Annotated in this window: 10 protein-coding genes; 9 read left to right on the top strand and 1 reads right to left on the bottom strand. The window is 57.5% G+C overall.

What is annotated here, in order from left to right:
* Positions 1-7: 7 nt before the first annotated feature.
* Genes ACKUUJ_RS08380 through ACKUUJ_RS08370 form a run of 3 tightly spaced genes read left to right on the top strand, consistent with a single transcriptional unit; the run spans position 8 to position 4,611 of the window.
* The gene (locus ACKUUJ_RS08380; protein ID WP_409065278.1) at positions 8-1,867 is read left to right on the top strand and encodes an McrB family protein; all 1,860 of its coding nucleotides are present in this window, start codon (positions 8-10) and stop codon (positions 1,865-1,867) included.
* A gap of 3 nt (positions 1,868-1,870) precedes the next feature.
* Positions 1,871-4,306 (top strand): DUF2357 domain-containing protein, encoded by a 2,436-nt coding sequence (locus ACKUUJ_RS08375; protein WP_118081494.1) that lies wholly within the window; start codon positions 1,871-1,873, stop codon positions 4,304-4,306.
* A 56-nt stretch (positions 4,307-4,362) separates the two neighbouring features.
* Positions 4,363-4,611 carry a hypothetical protein gene (locus ACKUUJ_RS08370; RefSeq protein WP_117862600.1) on the top strand — a complete coding sequence of 83 codons (249 nt, stop codon included), beginning with the start codon at positions 4,363-4,365 and terminating at the stop codon, positions 4,609-4,611.
* A gap of 84 nt (positions 4,612-4,695) precedes the next feature.
* Here ACKUUJ_RS08370 and ACKUUJ_RS08365 read toward each other — a convergent pair whose 3' ends face one another.
* Complete coding sequence (locus tag ACKUUJ_RS08365; RefSeq protein ID WP_409065277.1) at positions 4,696-6,858, bottom strand: hypothetical protein; 2,163 nt, start codon at positions 6,856-6,858, stop codon at positions 4,696-4,698.
* A 109-nt stretch (positions 6,859-6,967) separates the two neighbouring features.
* Here ACKUUJ_RS08365 and ACKUUJ_RS08360 point away from each other — a divergent pair, with 109 nt between their 5' ends.
* The 6 genes from ACKUUJ_RS08360 to ACKUUJ_RS08335 all read left to right on the top strand — a co-directional run bounded on the left by ACKUUJ_RS08360 (position 6,968) and on the right by ACKUUJ_RS08335 (position 17,891).
* Complete coding sequence (locus ACKUUJ_RS08360; RefSeq protein WP_118081498.1) at positions 6,968-7,294, top strand: hypothetical protein; 327 nt, start codon at positions 6,968-6,970, stop codon at positions 7,292-7,294.
* A complete protein-coding gene (locus ACKUUJ_RS08355) occupies positions 7,266-7,943 on the top strand; it encodes a hypothetical protein (RefSeq protein ID WP_147350673.1) in 678 nt (225 codons plus the stop codon). The genes ACKUUJ_RS08360 and ACKUUJ_RS08355 overlap by 29 nt, the downstream gene beginning before the upstream one ends.
* Before the next feature lie 318 nt (positions 7,944-8,261).
* A complete protein-coding gene (locus tag ACKUUJ_RS08350; RefSeq protein ID WP_409065276.1) occupies positions 8,262-12,194 on the top strand; it encodes a hypothetical protein in 3,933 nt (1,310 codons plus the stop codon).
* Positions 12,178-14,073: a hypothetical protein gene (locus ACKUUJ_RS08345; protein ID WP_409065275.1), complete on the top strand. Its 1,896-nt coding sequence runs from the start codon at positions 12,178-12,180 to the stop codon at positions 14,071-14,073. The genes ACKUUJ_RS08350 and ACKUUJ_RS08345 overlap by 17 nt, the downstream gene beginning before the upstream one ends.
* Before the next feature lie 153 nt (positions 14,074-14,226).
* Positions 14,227-14,421, top strand: a complete 195-nt coding sequence (locus tag ACKUUJ_RS08340; RefSeq protein WP_118081508.1) for a hypothetical protein — start codon at positions 14,227-14,229, stop codon at positions 14,419-14,421.
* 119 nt (positions 14,422-14,540) lie between these two features.
* Entirely contained in the window at positions 14,541-17,891 is a 3,351-nt protein-coding gene (locus ACKUUJ_RS08335) for a hypothetical protein (RefSeq protein WP_409065274.1), read from the top strand.
* Positions 17,892-18,039 lie beyond the last annotated feature (148 nt).

Here is an 18,039-nt window from a genome sequence, read left to right as displayed (position 1 = left end):
GGTTGCCATGTCCTTTGTCGATGAATGGAATTTGAGCTATCCCATTCCGAATTCTATATATAGCGAGAATACGCTATCCGTTCGCGGGAGAACAGTTGGACAAGGTGGTGCTGGACAGTACGAACTCAAAGGTTCAGGCTCTCTTGCAAACGGGGATACGCTGACTGCAGTTGACATTATCGGACACGCAATCATCTTGGAAGTAGTCGTACCCTCTACTGGGCAAGTTGTCTCCCTTGGCACGCGTTATCCCGTTGCAAAAAAAGGCGGAAAAGTACGTGTGCAAATACAAGGAGACGGGGCAAAGCGTCCAAATGTCGGCAACTTGTTTGCCGCACTGCTGTTGTTGCCAGTGACGGGCAAAGTAAACGATTCATCGCCGTTGCAAGAGGACGGTTTTGCGGAAAGGACATTCTGGATGGATGCAGCCGAAGTAAAGCCTGTGGGCGTCTCCGAAGATGCATATATCTTGGAGCTAACGAAACTCTTCTTCGCCACTGGAAGCAGATACAAAGACGGGCAGTTTTCGGGTGCGATAGATTACGACTACAAGTCGAGAATTGACGATCTTATTGCCCTTTGCAATCGCGGATGCAAGATGAGGGCTGGTAGCCTGACCACGGCATTCAAGTATTTCGCTGACGTTTACGCAGGGAAACTTGAGTTTGATTACAGCGTGGCTGAGTTCATGCGAAACCTCATAGCGAGCCAATTGATTGCCGAAGAGGGCATCGACTACGAACAAGGCGATGACGTGCTGCCCGCAATGCATCAACTAATCGACCTTGCTGCAAAGAATTCATCGAAAGCATCAAGCAGAGAGAAGAGGACTTTTCAGCTAAACAACCTTCCAGCTGAATTTAAAACCGACTTCTCCAGGCGCTACATCACGTCACTACTGGCAAAGCCCTTTGTCATCCTTGCTGGCAACAGCGGAACAGGCAAGACGCGGATTTCCAAGCGTTTTGCAAAGTACCTTGAGGTCTTGGATGAAGACGGGGAGCCAAACTGGTTGCTCGTCCCGGTCGGTGCCGACTGGACCGACAACACCAAGGTGCTGGGCTTCTTCAACCCGATTGCAGACGGCGGCAAAGGCGCGTACGAAGAGACCGGCATACTGAGACTCATCGAACGGGCCAACGCTAACCCCGAGGTTCCGTATTTCCTCATCCTCGACGAGATGAACCTGAGCCATGTCGAGCGGTATTTCTCAGACTTCCTCAGCCACATGGAGACCATCGGCGAGGATAACCTCATCGTGCTTGATGGGTACGGCGATGGCGGTGCTGACAGGCTGCCCTATCCGCAGAACCTGTTCGTTGTCGGCACCGTGAACATCGATGAGACCACTTACATGTTTAGCCCCAAGGTGCTCGACAGGGCAAACGTCATAGAGTTCAAGCCGTCGAAGGCCGAAGTCCTCGCAGGGTTCAAAGCCATCGAGGATGCGCCGGACGTTGCCGTCGCAGCTTCCGGCGTCCCCCAGGCTTTTCTGCGTCTCGCCAAGGACATATGGGAGGGAGCCAATTACATCAGCGAAGATGATGCTAACGCCATCTTCGAGAAGTTCGACAAGCTGTATGAAGAGCTGGAGAAATGCGGCTATGAGTTTGCCTTCCGCACCGTGCGCGAAGTGCGAATGTACGTTAATGCCGCGCACGAGCTTGACGGCGAGAACTACGAACTCGAGCGTTCTGTCGATGAGCAGATTGTCCAGAAGGTGCTGCCGAAGCTCCATGGTAACAAGCGTGAGATCGGCAATCTGCTTAAAAGCCTGAAAGACATATGCGATGGCGAGCTGAGCTCCGTTAAGATAAGCCAGATGGCAGCGAAACTCGATAACGTGCAGTATGCGAGCTTCATCTAGCCTATGGACGGCAGCATCGGCGCAATCCGCTTTGCAGCGGATGGAAGAACAATAGCCAGGCTCTACCAGAGCGGTGCGCATGACCGAGTCGATTGGGACGAGGAACAGCAGACCGGGCTAACCGGGCTGACGTGTTTCGGTCTCAAGCCGGAAGCATCCCAGAATGGCGCTGGTTCAACACCAGCCTTCGCCGTCAAGGACGGTCTTGACGGGAGTCCCACGCTTCGAATCAACGAAACCACATGTTATGTGCTCGAATACGAGCGGACCCCTGATGGTGGCCTGCATCCTCGCGCCTCGTTCCAAAACGAAGGCAAGAATATCAGGTGCGACAGAAACGGCAATAGTGTCACCTTCCAGTTCGTGAACTATCTCGGGCGTTCGAGGATTCGATTCGGCGAGGAAGCTGATGCGCCGATGCTACAGTTCGAAGTCGTCCCGCTCAAGATTGGCTATGAAGACGATTACATCGAGCTCACCGAGGAGCTTGCCGCAAGGTGCGCTGCGCTGCTCCTTGACTACTCGGGCTCCACGTCGAACGTTTACAAGCAAGCCGACGAGAATCGCGAGACGCTGCTTGAGCAGTTCGTCTTCCTGCGGCAGTTCTGCTACGAACCGAACCTCCAAGCCCTCTTCGAGGCGATAAAGAGGAACCCTGATAGGACGCTGGATCACGAGGACGAGCTGCGGTCGGTTGGGGCTGGCATGCCGTCCCGGAGGTTTTATACGAACCCCTTCTCGAACAGCCGGATGTGGACGCGCTTGAACTGCGGCGGCGATGCGGGAGGCGTCTACCTCCCCCAGATGGTCAGCGTCACGCGCAAGTACGACCTGCTCGACACGCCCGCCAATCGGTTTGTGAAATTTGCCCTGCATGAGATTGACCGGATCTGCACCTCTCTGATGACTGTCCTGGATGCCGAGAAGGGCGATACTCGGCAGACGGAGTGTTATCGCGAAGCCGCCGCGCTGCACGCCATGCTGGATACGATACTCAGCGACGCCTTCTTCGACGATGTCGGCACCCTGCAGATGATGCCTCAGAACAACCAGGTGTTGCAGAAGCGCGAGGGATACTCGCAGATCTTCTTCGCATATTCCATGCTCGATATGGCGCTGCAGCTCGACTGGAAGGGCAAGGATGACATCTACGAGGGCGAATCGAAGAATGTGGCCCTCCTCTACGAGTACTGGATCTTCTTTGAGCTGTACGACATCGTAAGGGGGATCGAGGGGTGCGAGCCGATAAGCACCGATGACCACCCATTTATCGGGACGAATCCCGACGGTGGGCTGTCAATATCCCTCAAGCAGGGCGTACGCTCCTGCCAGTCATTCCAGATTGCGCAGTGCGGCGCGAAGGTAAACCTCTACTACAACCGCACCTTCTCGCCCCGTGACTTTCATGCCACTCGTTACGAGGGTTCGTACTCGAGACCGTTCAGACCCGACTACACGCTCGCGATATTCCCGGATGCTTATACAAACGAGCGAGCCGCAGTGCAAGATGGAGCTGTTGCATTCGTCCACTTCGACGCCAAGTACCGCATCACCGACTTGACGGGGCTTGTCGGCAAGGATGTGGGCACCGAGGAGGCAGAGCGCGAGGAACTTAACGAGGAGAAGGCGGCCTCCACCACGAACACCTACAAGCGCGGTGACCTGCTGAAGATGCACACGTACAACGACGCGATACGGCGCACGGTTGGCAGCTACGTGCTTTATCCGGGGTCGGGCGAAACGGGCGAGAAGGGCCAATTCCGGCTCTTCGAGGAGATTTTGCCGGGTGTCGGCGCTTTCGCCATGAAGCCGAGCATCAGCAGGACGGCAGAGAATGCGTTGCGCGATTTCATAGAGAAGGTCATCGGCGAGAACACGGCAAGCAATACGCGGCTGAACCGGCTGAGCTACTTCACCGAAATGGTTGTGGCTGAGCCTCCAAGCGCGGGCAAGACGGATAGCGACTCCTACGGGCATGGTGGCGAATCGTTCGTGATTGGCTACATTCGAGGGGACTCTCCCGATGACTACTATCACTTTCTCGAAAGCAGCGGCAGGCTCCGCAAGGGCGGGCGCTTTCTCTTCTACTTCTATGCCATTAAGGACGGGCATGTCTACTCGCACCATAAGGATCTCTTCCGCACGTCGTGGTTCCGCTTCTATCGGAACGCCATAAGCCAGACGAACACCTACGAGATCGAGCCTGTGGCGTGTCGCATAACCTCGAATGAGCTGGTTTCGAGGGACGAGCTGGCCGACCGCCTGGCCGACCTTGGCTACGTGCGGGATCGTGGGAATCAGGGTGCCGACTTCTACTATGTCCTGTCCGTGCGGGTGGAAGATGACGCGGCAGAACCCTTAAGCCTGGGGCGCAGGGCGGTGGATGAACAGAACGGCAACGATGCGTTCAGCCCCCACTCGCCAAAGATTGTTGGGTGATCATCTGGTCATTTTCAGAGTAGCGGTAACACCTACGGGCGCGCGAGGGGCAACGCATGAGGCCAATCGTCTACAACGGGGTTGACCTGTCGGGCGTGTGCTCTGCCGAGGTCATCGAGAAAGTTGCCCTGCCCGTGGAGGCGGAGACCCTGGCGGTGCCGAGGCGTGCCGGCGCACTGCTGGTGGCGGGGCGGCTGTCCCCCAGGCTAGTGCGGGCGCGGCTGTTCATGGACACCCGCCCGCGCCTTCAGGACGATGTTCGGCGACAGGGACGACGCAGCGGCGCTGCCACGTCGCGCAGGTAGCGGAGGAGGGTTGCTCCCAATGGCCCGCGGCGTCCGCGCCCCGGTGCCACCCCGTGACCGGCGGCTTCGCTCGAAGCCGCTACATCAGGCTCGTTCCCGCTTTTCCGGGTCATATCCCTTCGTATACACGGTAAAGCTAAGGCTATCTATCGTGCCGGTGCTGTAGACGCATGCGTCGGGCGCGCTCCGTGTGCCTTGGGCGGTCGGGTCGGTCGAGACACAATCGTCCCTATCTATTCCAAGCAATGGAATGGGCTTTGCCACCTGGTCGGCGCTATTAATTTGCGCAATGATCTCCAACAACTCGTATAACTTGATAAGCCATGAGCTGTATGGGTGCTCGCCGGGTCCCTTGTGCTTCAGCGTGCACTTTGATTGCGGGCTTTCGGCGAGCTGGCTCAAGCGTTCAAAAAGCGCCGGGTACTCGGCTTCGGGAAACTCGACTTGTACATACTGTATGCCATTGAGGATGAATCCGTACCACAGTACGGGGTATGGAAAACCGTTCCTATCTGGTCGCCTGATTTTTGTCCTGCAATTGGGCTGGTTGACGATAGACAGCCATGCCGCATAGAGCTCGTCGGAAATTAGGTCGCTCGCTTGGTATGTTGGGCCAAGACCATCGAGAACAAAATTGCCAAGGCTGTCAAAATAGTGGGCACAATCCGTTAAACCCTTTTCGTATGCCGTGCCGGCTTTTCTCCGTATATTGAGTGCGACGTCGCGGGGTGATTTGCGACCAAGATGTTTTTTGGCGTTGTGCCGCGGGTTGCAATAGAGCTTGGTCGCCGCGTTATATCGATCGCAGTACTTGCTGTTAGGGCCGGTCGGAAAAAAGAGCGAACCACAGGTTTGGCATGTTATCGGCATAATGCCGCACAGCAGCAGCTCGTGGAGGATGCGGGCATAAAGGCTTGCAAAGGAACATTCCTCTTCGGTGAAGTAAAGCTCTCCTGCCTTTGCAATAACAGCTTGAAGCCTTACGAGCCTATTGAGGTTTTCCTGGTCGTTAAGCTCTGCATACGTATGGAAGTCTCCATTTGCGTAGATTTGGTTCTCGCGCATAGCCTCGAGATAGTTCTTGCGAAACGCCTGCATAAAGGGGGCGCTATTCATGCGTTTTATATCGCTCAAATGTTCTTCGAGCTTTTGAGCCGTTTCGTTTCCGGGCAAGTGCTTTTTGGCTGCGTATGCAAAAGCGTCGCCAAAGCGGATGATTGCCGGCAGCTGATTATCGAATAATCGAAATTGTCGCGGGTCGCTTGTTTTGATGGCGGCTGGGAAAAACTCTTCGTTTTGCGCGAGCAGGCTAGGTGCCTCGGTGTTTTTAAGCAGCGGGGCAAGCTCCAGACATTCCTGATAAAAAACAATGAGAAGCGCTCGAAAGAGATCGGTATTGGTGCAAACGCAAGCTGTTTCTATCTGCGAGTTGACCTTTGGATAGTTGTCTCTTGGATTGTCGCGTTTATACGGCACCGGTTCTGTTAGCCCGGTCTTGCCGTTGGTAGTTGTAATGTCCATGTCGTTCGAGACGAGCTTGAGATAGGAGCTGAAGAGGGACGCCATTTCTTGCTTATTGAGTTGGGCCGATGTCGTGATCACCGCGCGGTACAGGCGGTTGATTTCGTTGCACTCAATAGCGTTGTTGTTCATCCAGCAGCTGTAATAGCGATAGTCGGGAATCGCTGTGATGTTCATGACACACTGCCTGCAGACATTTTCAAGGAGATACCTGGCCATGCCAGATATCTCTCCGTGTGCATGGCGCGTAATGGCTTTATCGAATATCGGAGCAAAGAAATCGAGGTCGCGTTCCTTTTGTTTTTGAAGGTTGACTTCGATTTCGGCTTCGTTCAATTCTGCTTGCGCGGACTCTTGGTCGGAATCGTCTGGATCGAGCCAGTCGTCATGGTCTGGTTCGGCTGCGTAGTCCATCGAAGCGTGTTGCGCATCGTGGGGAGCAGGGGGCTGACGAATGGCGTTCTGCAAATCGATGTAAAAGCGCAATTTTGCTCGCTCACGAAAGTGGCCCCCAATCTCGTTGAAAAGCGAGCTTAAGTCGACGCGTAATAGGTCGTTGGCTACGGAGACGAGATTCCATGCGCTTGCATTGCCGGTTGCGTTTCCGTCATCGGCGCAATCAATCTCTGGCGTTCTGTTAAGAAGAAGCATGCGGGGATTGACGGGAGAGCGAAGAAAGCCAGCCTCGAAACCCCAGCTAAACGGCTCTTGTTCGGAATCAAGCATTAATGCTCCAAACAGCCAAAATTTAAAACCCGATAAAAGTCATATTACGCGGCTGTTTGCGGCTGTTCAATGGAATCAAGCGAAAAGGCTTAAAACCAGGGAGGCCGTTATGTCCGATTGCATCAAGCTCAACAAAGGAAACATCGATGTATGCGAGCGCGAGGTTATCGTTCTTCGCGAGATCATCGCTGCCGCCATGGGTCGTTTGCACCAGATGCGCAAGCAGTGCGAGCGCGGCTATGTGTCTTCGGAGGATTTCGAGAATGCGTTGGATGCGTACGGAGTAATCAGTGAGCGAGTCGATGAGCTTGACCAGCTTGGTTTCGAGTTCAGATGGTCGTCAGTCCCCGATGCCGGAATCGATGAGAACGACGGGCTCGAATGGATCGAGGACGACAACCCTCCGCGTGAGCGCGGTTTTGATATTGCTTGTTAATGTGACCGAACGGTTGATTGGAGACAAAATGTATCCGTACTACGAATGTGACAACTATCCCATGAGCATTACAGATGATGACGGCCCGTTTCTGATCATGGAGGCGAGGCTGTCTGGCGACGACGAGCTCAATGATGATTTTAGGAAAGGCGCCAGTTATAGATGCTCGTGTGCGACTGTTTCTGCGGCGATTGATCTTTGCAGGTCGATGACGGACGGCGATGCCGATCCTTGGTATGAAAGTTGGGAGAAGGCGGTTGAGCGTTATCCGCTCGAGAAATGCGAGGATGCGACAACGCTGTATTGGATCGAGCCGACCGATCCGCACAAGGCGCTGTGCGCCCTCCAACCCCATTGCGATCTTGAGCCATACGTGGCTGAGGCAATTGGCGCAGTTGACACGTATCTACTGGAGTGCGCGGACTATCCCTTTACGGTCGATCATTTAGATCTAAAGGACGTTGACGTCCTGCTCAGCGCTGCTTGGGGATTGGCTCGAGTCCTCGAAGAAACTTGGGGCACTTGCGACCCTGATGATGTTTTGGAAAAGATCGAGGATGCTACGTACAGTGCGTATATAACGGTTAAGGACCTGATCGCGGGCGAAGAGGCGGCCAAAGCCAGCGCAAAGTCCGATGACAATCTTTAGCCACCGCACTGAACGGCGCGACCGATCGGAAGGCTGCCGGGAAAAGCTTTAGCAAGCGCCCCGACCAGGTTCAGGAGTCTGCCGCCGATGCATCCCTGATGCGTGTCGCCCTTGCAGTGATCGATGCCAAAGAGCGCGAGGCGTTGGAGTGCGATCTTAAGAAACTGCTCGCTTCGTGCGAGTAGTCGCTGACTGCTCCTCTTTCCTTTCTTTCTTCTCTCAAGCGGCATGGACGCCGCCGCCTTGACCGCCCAGCGCGAGTTTTGTCCGCACGGGATGGTATCAAACACGTGTAACAACTAAATCGGAGGTTTGGCCATGGCTATGTGGGATCTCAACTGCCAATCGAATCCGTCGTCTGCGGACGACAAGGAGCTCGCTCCCTATCTTGCACGTCAAAAGGCGATGCGCGAGTTTTTTGAGCGTGCGCTGTTTGCCCCCAAGGATCAGGGCAACAATGGCCTGTACTTTTTGGGCGCCACGACGGGCTCGGGTAAAAACTATACGGCCGAGCAGGTCACAGCCGACCTCATCGCCGGTGGCTGGGACGATTCGGGCTGTTTTAACAAGTGCCCGGGCCGTCGTTACCTGGTGTTTGTGGTGCCGGGTAAGGACAACCGCGACAACTACGTTGCGAGCGTGCGCAAATTGCTGGTTGAACAGGGCATGGATGGCGATGCCGCGCAGCGCATGGTGTTCGATCTTCCGCGTGCGGGCGATAACATCCTGCATTGGATTGAGACTACGCGCGGTAAGGGCGCCGTGGGCGTGCGCGACATTCCGTGTCCCATCGAGGCGGACGACGAGAGCTCTCATCGCATCATTAAGCGAGCGTGGGGCAACGCGATGGAGATCGCCGATGACCTTTTGGGCATCCTTGACACTCGAAATCGTCTGGGAGGTGTTGCAGACCGTTTGACCCCCGCCCTTCGCGACAAGCTATCGTCGGCGGATGCGAGCTTGCGTTGGGCTGTGAGCCACGAGCTCAAAAACATCACGCGCGGCATGGAGGTGATCCCCCAGATTTGGCCGTCTGCCCTGCTCAATGACGAGAGCATACCGCATGTGATTGCCCTGACGCCGCAAAAGCTCATCAATAGGATCGATACAGTGACCGGTGCAGGCGTTGTGCTCTTTAACGCAATGGCTGCCGAGAAGGGCCTGTTTATCTTTGATGAAATCGACCACATGAAGGCCGACATACTGTCGACGCTGACAGACGATCCCGTGACGTTTCAACCGGACGAAGTATTGCGTATCCTCGATCGTCATTTTAACGGCGGTGTGGTGGACCCCTTGCTACTGGGGAATCGAGATCAATGGATGGCGGTCTATACGCACGCTTCCACGTCGGGCGATCACAAAGGGTCAAACGCCGAGAGGAACAGGGTTTCGCGGGCGAGCGTAGAGGAAGATGCCGAAGAAATCGCCAAGGATGCCAAGAAAATTCAAAAGGCACTCGCCTCTTGTATTAAGGACATGAAACTGCGTCCGCCTTTTGCGCTGTCTGACGAGGCGAAAGAAGAGCAGCTCTCCGGTCGACATCTGTTTGGCAGCGACGATATTTCGGTGGGCGACAACTCGGCGAATCCGTTGCGCTTCAAACTCAATGAGGGCGGTACTCGCAATATGATTATCACTCGCGGAGGGAGTGGGCAGCAAACCGTCAGCAAGGCGGTGCGTCGTGCACGCGGTCTGGTCAGGATGGTGGTGGGTCATCTCGCCCGTTGCGCCACGCTTATGGACAAGCTGTACTACGGCAGCATTTCGTACAAGGACGACCTTTCGCGCAAGAACATCATCGATGCCCTGGGCATTAGGAACAACCAGACCAGCGAGAAGTATTTTTGGGATTCGTTGATGCTGGCGCTGTTCTTTAAAGATCGCAAGAATGACGAGATCGATGCCGCCGACGACTCGATGTATGCGCGTGGTGTCGATTATCTAGTGATGGAAACCACCATCGAGCACATGTTTACCACGTACCTAACCAGCCACGGCATTGAGCGCATGCCCGAGGCCTACCTTGCCTCCATTGCCGCCAAAGCGCCTTGCGTGTGCATGAGCGCAACATGGAGTGCGCCGACCGTCAAAAACTTCAACCTCGATTACCTTGACGAGGTTCATGGCGTGGTTCGCAAGGACGCTTGGATTGGCGAGCTCAACCAGGAAATCGTGCGACAGACTAAGCTGTTTAACAAACAGGCTGCGAAGGAGTACGACGTCGATATTGCCTGGGTGGATGAGTCCAAGGAAATTGCCGGCATGGTCGCGCTGGCAGGCGGCGCCTTTGGCGGCATCATTGTGTCGCCCGACGAGGTGTACGAGCGCGCGATGCGGTTCTTTGACGGGATTGGCGTGAGTGAGGGACTTGCGGTGCGCTTGCGCTTAAAGATTGCTGACAGGGTGGGCGTGAGCGACGCCAAGAGCATCGAGTTTGAGCTGAAGCGCCTGAGCAAGACGCTTGTTGCCGTGAGTACTTGGGCCCGTGGTGTGGCGCGTAACGAGCAACGGGCGGGAGCCGTTTTTACCACGCGCCACATGGGAAACCATGGCGAATTCAATAGTCTGGCGCTGGATCTTGCGCGCGAGATTGTCGCGGAGCTGGTGATTAGAAACATCAAGTGCCCCGAGATGTCGTACGAGAAATCGCTTGAGGCCGCCAAGGACATGGTGCCGTGCTTTAACGCTGCGGAATGGGATGCAGGTTGGCGTGGCGCTCAAAAACGTCTCGAGCTGGGCCAGCCGACCCTGATGTTTATCAATCTTTCGGCCGGTGGCTTTTCCAAGAATCTCAAATACAAGGTGCCGGAGAATCTGTGCGACATGGTTCATCAGGTCGATTGCGGCTTTGAAAATGCCGACCGTCGCCCCAAGATGGATCTTGATTTCTTATATATCGAGTCGCCCACAAGTCGTTTGACCTGGGGAGTGGAGATCAACTCAAATAAGTTTGTCCAGCAGGCGCTACTTGGCGTGGTGGAGCAGGAGGAACTGGTAGCGCGCGGCGAGGTTCCGTTTACTCAAAAGCGCCGGAACGTACGGATGCTTCTATCTGGCGTTAATAAGAGCCTGCCGGTGCGCGACACCCTCTCTTATCAGGTCGAAGGCGCTCGCATTGTGGCACAGGCTGTGGGTCGCCTGATGCGCACGAGTGTAAAGATGCCTTGCGTGCAGGTGCTGCTCGACCGCGAGATTGCGAACGATTGCAACTTTTCGTTCTTGCATGATTTGCCGATGGGCTACGAGCTTGAGCAGGTGGTTGGTGCCTGCGCCGCTGCCAACAACCATATGACGGACAACAAGGAACACGCTGCCGTTAAGCAGCAGAACCTTGCCGCCTTTAGGAACAACCTTGCCAAGCAAAAGCACGAAAAGCTGGCGTGGAAAGTTACCTCGCTAAACGCCGGGGACGAAGATCTCACTGCTTTTGATGGCGAGCGCGACTTTTACCTGCATCATTTTTGCCTGCCGTGGGAAGATCTCGCGCAATACCCAGAGCGCCGGAGTACCGCGCTGCGCATGTCGCATGCTGCAAATGGCTATGCCTATGCAGAAGGCGGGGCATGCAAGGTGCCGCACTTTGAATTCCCTAGCTACGATGGTGAGCCCGTCGAGCAGATTGCTGCTCGTCTGGAGGATCGTTGCCACTGCAAGGAGGGCTTAAAGGGCGCGACGGTTCGCCAGGTGAGCCAGGCGGCGGCGCGCGTACCCGAGCTGCTGTCAATTCGCGAAGTGCGTGAGCGTTGGTCGAGCGACGGGGTGCCCACAACGCTGCAGCCGGCGGCGACGGCGCACATGACGCCCTATATGTTCCAGGCGGTCTACCTGGGTGAGCTGGGAGAATCTGCCGGAAGGGCAATCTTTGAGGCATATTACGACGGCCGCTATTCGCTTACGCGTGGCGATGCGGCACACGCCGAGACAGGTGGCGACTTTGAGGTGCTCGATGCTGCTGGCAACACGACCGGGGTATGGATCGATTTTAAGCACTATCGCATCGGTGCCTATATCGCTTATGTTCGCGACGGTCGCGAGGCGTCGGATGCCGAGCGCTTTAGGGCGAAGGCTCAAAAGGTTGGGGCGAAACGCCTGCTAATCGTCAACGTTTTGGCTGATGAGGCAGCGCTTGAGTGCGTGCCCAAGGCACTCGATGCTGAGGGGACTGTGTTCTCCGTTCCTTATATGGCCGCCGACGGTGCAATCAATTTGGAGATGATGGAGGCGATCGGCCGTGCAATCGAAGCATAACCAGCCGTGCGGTTTGGGAGACATCGCCGTATCAGAGCTCGTGTTGCAGCTCGATGCCGCTGCTGCCGAGGAGCGCTACTCGGTCTTTTGGTGCAACGTCGGCGATGCGGGCAAGCATGCCGTGGCGAACTTTATGGCCGATGTGTGCCAGACGGGCAAGGTCGTCGCGCTCACGCAGCTTGCAGACAACCGCGTCTTTCTGATGGTCAAAGCGGGCGTGCAGACGGGCGACCTTAATGCCTCGCTTTATCAGGAGCAGATAGTTCCGATTAAAACTAATTGGAACGAGTTGGACGATTACGTTGCGCTCCGCTTGCTGTTCAACTCCTGCTCTCAGTTTGAGGGGATTGAGGACGAAGTTCCCAATGACACCGGGCACCTGTATGTCATTAGCGCCAAGGGTGCCCGCCGCGATGCTGTCGAAAGCGACGGAAGGGGACCTGCCAAGATCGAAACGGTTGAAATCGTTATCGATGAGGATTGCACCTTTGATCTTAAGATTCGGACGTTTACCAAGCGCCGTGTGCTTATTGGCAGGGCACAAGGTGACGAGAAAGAGCTCGAAAAGATTAAGAGCCAAGTGGGCTACAGGCTATCGCCCGTGGCGACGATGGTGCTTGCCCACGAACAAAAAGACGAGTACATCCTGCGCCGAGCCAAGGGCGACAAGCCGTCCAAGCGCCGTGATCTGACGTTCTCGGCCCAGGCGGACAAGGTCGCCTATACCAAGAAGGGCATTTTGTATCGAGAGCTGCAGATTCTCGAACGCCGTTACAGCGACTTCGCCCGGGTGACGCTCATGGAATACCCGCGTAAGAGTTTCTACGAGGTGCTCAAGGGTGATGAGTACGCGCGCGTGGTTGCGGAGCGCATGGCGGGGCAGCGAATCGTGGTGTCGTTTGCGCGCAATGGGCTTGCCGAAGTGGCGCGCCAGCTGGCCGATCGACTTAACGATTCCTCGTGGGGCGTTCGCGCAACGTATGGCGGAAGGGCCGTGGATTCGCGGGCGCTGAACCTTGTCGTTGTGCCCAATGAGGTTGCTGAGGACGACGGCTATGCCTTACATGCTGGCGTGGTGGAACAGCACGTGACACCGGATGTGTGCGAGCCACTGTTTAAGGTGGCGCCAAAGCAAAAGGATCGCAATGCGCAAGAGGCGATCCTGGGCGCCATGCTCAAAGAACTGCTGGTAAAGCAGGATGTTGTCGACGAGCGGGTGACGGCGTTTGATCTTGATGCTTTGGATATTGAGTCGGTGACGGTGTGTGGCTTGGTCGATGTGCCGCATAAAACAAAGGACAAGATTGAGCTGGATTCGCGTATCGCTACGTTGGCGATTGGCGCGGATGGGGGCATGCGCTATGCCTCACATTCGGCAGAGGATGGTCCCGAGGACGAGATGGAGCTCGATCTGCTGACCGCGGACGGCAAACTCGATAAGGGCGCCTATGTCTTTGACGTGCATGCGGACGGGCAGTCTATGCTTGCGCGCGTGCGGGATACGGGACTGACGACGTTTTCCAATAACTTTATGGCCCTGGTGGGTGAGCATCAGCTCACAGGCAAAGCAGGGCGTAAGAAAGAGATTTTCGAGAGCTACAACTCGCCTTATTACGGCATTGGAACGTTCGAGCGTGCGGGCAAGACTTGCTATTTTGTGGGCGTCAACAACGGCACCCAGGAGGATATGGCGACTGCGATTCACGTGCGTTCGATTGAGGTACTCGACGGCGATGATTTGTCTGAGTTGTTGGTTCAGCTGGCCAACATAGGCCTTTCGCGCTATAAGGCTCCGTCCGTGTGGCCGATTCCGGTCAAGTATCTCAACGAGTGCGCTGCGCGTGAGGGCGCGGTAGAGGATGGCGGTGGCGACAAGTGATGGTGTTGCGCAATTATCGCTCCTAGAACTTTTTGAAATTACGCTTGCATTGTAAAAGGGTAGAACATATACTGCAGCCATAGCACATCAGATGGGGTCTCAAAAAGAGACCAAGCAAACGAGTTTTCAGTTTATGTTGAGAGGTACTTGAGCATGACCAGCAGAATTTTCCCCCTTTACAACGACAATACCGACCATATCGATCTCAATACCATCTACGGTTGCAGTATTGGTTCTAAGGCCGAGAACTACATGTTCGCTCAAGATGATCTAGAGCTTAGCTCCGAAGATTATGAGTACCTGAATGATATTGAGCGCGAGCGGGAGTATGAGCTCGGCATCCGCTGATGGATGTGGGCTTGTCTCCAACTCCTCCGATTTAATTACCCCGTTATCACCTCTTTTTAGCGGGGCATATTGGATCGATTATGTGTCAAACATCAGCTCATCGTGGGAAGGAATCGGCAATGAGCAAGAACGTGAACAAGAACATCAATGGCGGCGCTGCGGGTAAGGCGAAGGCCGCCGGGCGTATGGCGACAGTTGCTGCGGCAACGATCGCCATGACGGGCGGGTCGCTGCTGTCTCCGCTGACTGCGGTGGCGCAGGGTGCGAACGGTGCCGACGCTACTGCGAAGCCGGCTGCGGTGCTGTCTCCGTTGACGAGCGCGGCTGCTGCTAGCGCTGGCGCGGGCACGGTGTCAGCGGTGCAGAAGGTCGCCAACCTGCAGGCTGCGGTCGATGCGGCTCGCGCTAAGGCCGCTGCTGCCAAGGCCGATTTGGATGCGGCCGCCGCTCCTTACGACGCCGCCGCTGCCAACCAGCAGCAGGCTCAGAGCGCCTACGATGCGGCCCGTGGCACAAGCGACGCTGCCGCTTCTGCAGCTTCGGCCGAGCTGGAGCAGCAGATGGGTGCCGCGCAGGACAAGGCCGATGCGGACGTGAAGGCGCTCGAGGACGCTCAAGCTGCACTCGATGCCGCAAAGAGGGATCTGACGGACAAGGGTGAAGCCCTGACCGCTGCCCAGAAGACCGCCGACGATGCCCAGGCTGCGCTCAAGTCCGCGCAGGCCGCTGCTGCCGATGCCACGCCCGAGGCTGTTGCCGCGGCTCAGGCCGCTGCCGAGCAGGCCGCGAGCGAGCTGGAGCAGGCAAAGCAGCAGGCCGCCGACGCGCAGGTCAGGCTTTCGAATGCCCAGGCTGGCGTTGATGCCGCCGCGGCCAAACAGCAGGACGCGCAAGGCAAGCTTTCGGCAGCTCAGCAGGCAAAGGATGCGGCCGATAAGGATGTGAATGCCGCTCAGGCGAGCTATGATGCCGCCAAGGCCGATCTCGACCGTGCCGAGCAGGGTGCCGCGGGCCCGGAGTACGAGGCTGCCAAGGCCAAGGTGGACGCCGCCGCTGCCGCGCTGGACGCCGCCAAGTCGGTCCAGGCGCAGCGCGAGGGCGAACTCGCTGCTGCCTCGCAGGAAGTGACCACTGCCGAGGGTGAGGTGCAGGCTGCTCAGCAGGCGCTCGCCGTCCAGCAGCAGGCTGCGGCTGACGCGCAGTCCAAGTTGGACGCTGCCACGGCTGCTGCGACCGCGGCAGACGCCGCCGTCGATCAGGCTAAGGCCGAGCATGCCAATGCGCTTGCGGCGCTGGCCGACGCTCAGGCCAAGCTCTCGGCCGCTAAGGACGAGAAGAACGCTGCCGACAAGGCGCTCGACCAGGCAAAGGCTCAAAAGCAGCAGGCCGATCAGGCTGTAGCTCAAGCGCAGGCCAAGCTCGACGCCGCTCAGGCTACGGCGAACGCCTCGGCGGAAAACTACCGCCAGGGCGCCATTGCGTTCTTTAAGAGCGTGGGTGCCGACGATGCGGCGGACCTGATTCTCAACTGCAAATATGCCAGCCTCACCAAGGTGGGCGAGGAGGTTGACGCGACGAGTCTGACCAACATGAAGCAAGCGATTGTGTGGCTCAAGGCGTGCAACAAGTATCGTGCGAGCGTTGGCCTGGGTGAGCTCAAGGTGACGTATGCCATGATGGCGACCGCGATTGCCGATGCGAATTTCTCCGATACCAAGACTGCGCACGCCATGCAGTTCAACGTGGGCGAAAACGTGGCGTGGAACTACGGAAGCGACCCGTTCATCCAGTGGGTCGATCAGGAGAAGGCCGTCTTTGACCGCGCTGCGGCTACGCTGGGAGCGACGGGCCTTACGGGAAAGGCTGCTTTTGATTTCTACGAGCAGCATGGCGACGAAATCGATCGCTACGTGGCTGCGCATGGCGGGAGCGTGCATACAGTCGGTCACTACATGAATGTGATCGATCCCGATTACACCGTAACGGGTATGGGGGTTTGCACGCGCGGGACGATGAACCGTTGGCTTACGCAGGCGCAGACGTTCTCTATGTCTGGAGGATGGTACACGAATGCCGCCAATCCGATGACGGTTGCCGAATACGAGGCTGCGCTTAATGCGTGGTGTGACTCGTTGGCAAATCCTGGGCAGGGCGTGGACGCGGCTCGTCAGGAGCTTTCTGCCGCTCAGGGCGCGGCTGCGCAGGCTGGCGGCAAGGTGAGCGCCGCGTCGCAGGCCGCCGCTGCAAGGCAGGCTCAAGTCGATGCTGCTGCCGCCGATGTTGACGCTGCTGCCGCTGGGGCCTCGGATGCCCAGGCTGCCGTGGGGGAGAAGCAGGCCGCGGCTGAGGCCGCTGCGCGTGCCGTGGCTGATGCCCGCGCCGACGTGGACGCTGCCAGCGCTGCGGTTACCGCGGCGCAGAGTGTCGTGACTGCCAAGTCTGATGAACTCGATGTCGCCAAGGGCAAGGCTGCCGCTGCCCGGCGTGCGCTGGATGCCGCTCGCGCCGGCGTTGGCGACAAGGAGAGCGCGCTTGCTGCCGCCCAGGACGAGCTGGCTGCGTACTCTGCCGACGTTGCCGCTGCTCAGCGTGCATTTGATGCGGCCTCGGCGGTGCTCGAGGGGGCGCGTGCCGTTCAGGCTGACGCGCAGGCTGCAGTGAATGCCGCGCAGGGTGCGGCAGGCCAGGCAGATGCCGACGTCGCTGCTGCCCAGGCCGAGCTTGTTGCCGCCCAGGCTGCTGCGAGCGGTGCCGGCACGGCTGTGACCGCGGGTCAGGCCGCATCCGTCGCGGCTGCTGCTCGTGCGGCTCAGCTACATGATGCCGCCGCGGCGCTTGCTCAGGCGACGGAGGACAAGGCCGCTGCCGATGCTGCTGTTGAGGCAGCGGCTTCGGCGAAGACCGATGCCGAGTCTGGCGTGACTGCGGCGGACGACGCCGTAACGGATGCGACCGCTGATCGCGATGCTTCTGCCGCCGCGGTTGCCCGCCTGCGCAGGATCAACCTTGCCGACGCCATCGCTAGCGGCCGTGCCAACGATGCGGATGAGGCGCTCAACGCTAAGATCGCTGCAGCCCACGATGCCGCCGAGCGCGCCGCAGCTGCCAAGATTGAGCTCGACGCTGCCGTTGCTGCGACGGATGCTGTGGCACCTGCCTACTTGGAGGCGCTTGCCAACTATACCGCCGCCAAGGCCGAGCTCGACCAGGCTATTGTCGAGCTCAACGCCGAGATCGCTCGCCAAGAGGCCGCCGAGCGCGGGAATGGCGAGCAGACTCAGCCTGCGACGCAGGTGGCGTACCAGGCCAAGCACATGACCTCGGCGTCCGAGGCCACCACGCAGCAGACGACGATGCCCGCCACGGGCGACGTGTCCAACCTGCTGGGCGAGACGTTCGTAATTGGAGGCACGGTCCTGGTTGCCGCCGGCGTCTTCCTGTCCGACAAGCGCCGCCAGCTGATCCGTTAGGGACGGAGGAAAGCGGATCATTTTCGGCGCGCGCCGCAAGGGCATGGGTCCTGGGGCGGGAGCCGCTTTTCTCTTCCCGATTAATTCAGGGGGGACATATGCAAACTAGAGGGGAGGAAGAGATTGCCTGTGTGTTCATGGCTGGTTT

It is taken from the genome of Collinsella sp. wc0583 (genome assembly GCF_046116915.1).
Lineage (GTDB): Bacteria > Actinomycetota > Coriobacteriia > Coriobacteriales > Coriobacteriaceae > Collinsella.
Note: the sequence above shows the minus strand (reverse complement) of the source record. Positions and strands in the feature narration are given on the sequence as shown.

Bases quoted from the DNA above. Each gene is read 5' to 3' on its own strand.
- ACKUUJ_RS08365 (WP_409065277.1), bottom strand. From the start codon at position 6,858: ATGCTTGATTCCGAACAAGAGCCGTTTAGCTGGGGTTTCGAGGCTGGC.
- ACKUUJ_RS08375 (WP_118081494.1), top strand. From the start codon at position 1,871: ATGGACGGCAGCATCGGCGCAATCCGCTTTGCAGCGGATGGAAGAACA.
- ACKUUJ_RS08350 (WP_409065276.1), top strand. From the start codon at position 8,262: ATGGCTATGTGGGATCTCAACTGCCAATCGAATCCGTCGTCTGCGGAC.
- ACKUUJ_RS08335 (WP_409065274.1), top strand. From the start codon at position 14,541: ATGAGCAAGAACGTGAACAAGAACATCAATGGCGGCGCTGCGGGTAAG.
- ACKUUJ_RS08340 (WP_118081508.1), top strand. From the start codon at position 14,227: ATGACCAGCAGAATTTTCCCCCTTTACAACGACAATACCGACCATATC.
- ACKUUJ_RS08370 (WP_117862600.1), top strand. From the start codon at position 4,363: ATGAGGCCAATCGTCTACAACGGGGTTGACCTGTCGGGCGTGTGCTCT.
- ACKUUJ_RS08360 (WP_118081498.1), top strand. From the start codon at position 6,968: ATGTCCGATTGCATCAAGCTCAACAAAGGAAACATCGATGTATGCGAG.
- ACKUUJ_RS08380 (WP_409065278.1), top strand. From the start codon at position 8: ATGTCCTTTGTCGATGAATGGAATTTGAGCTATCCCATTCCGAATTCT.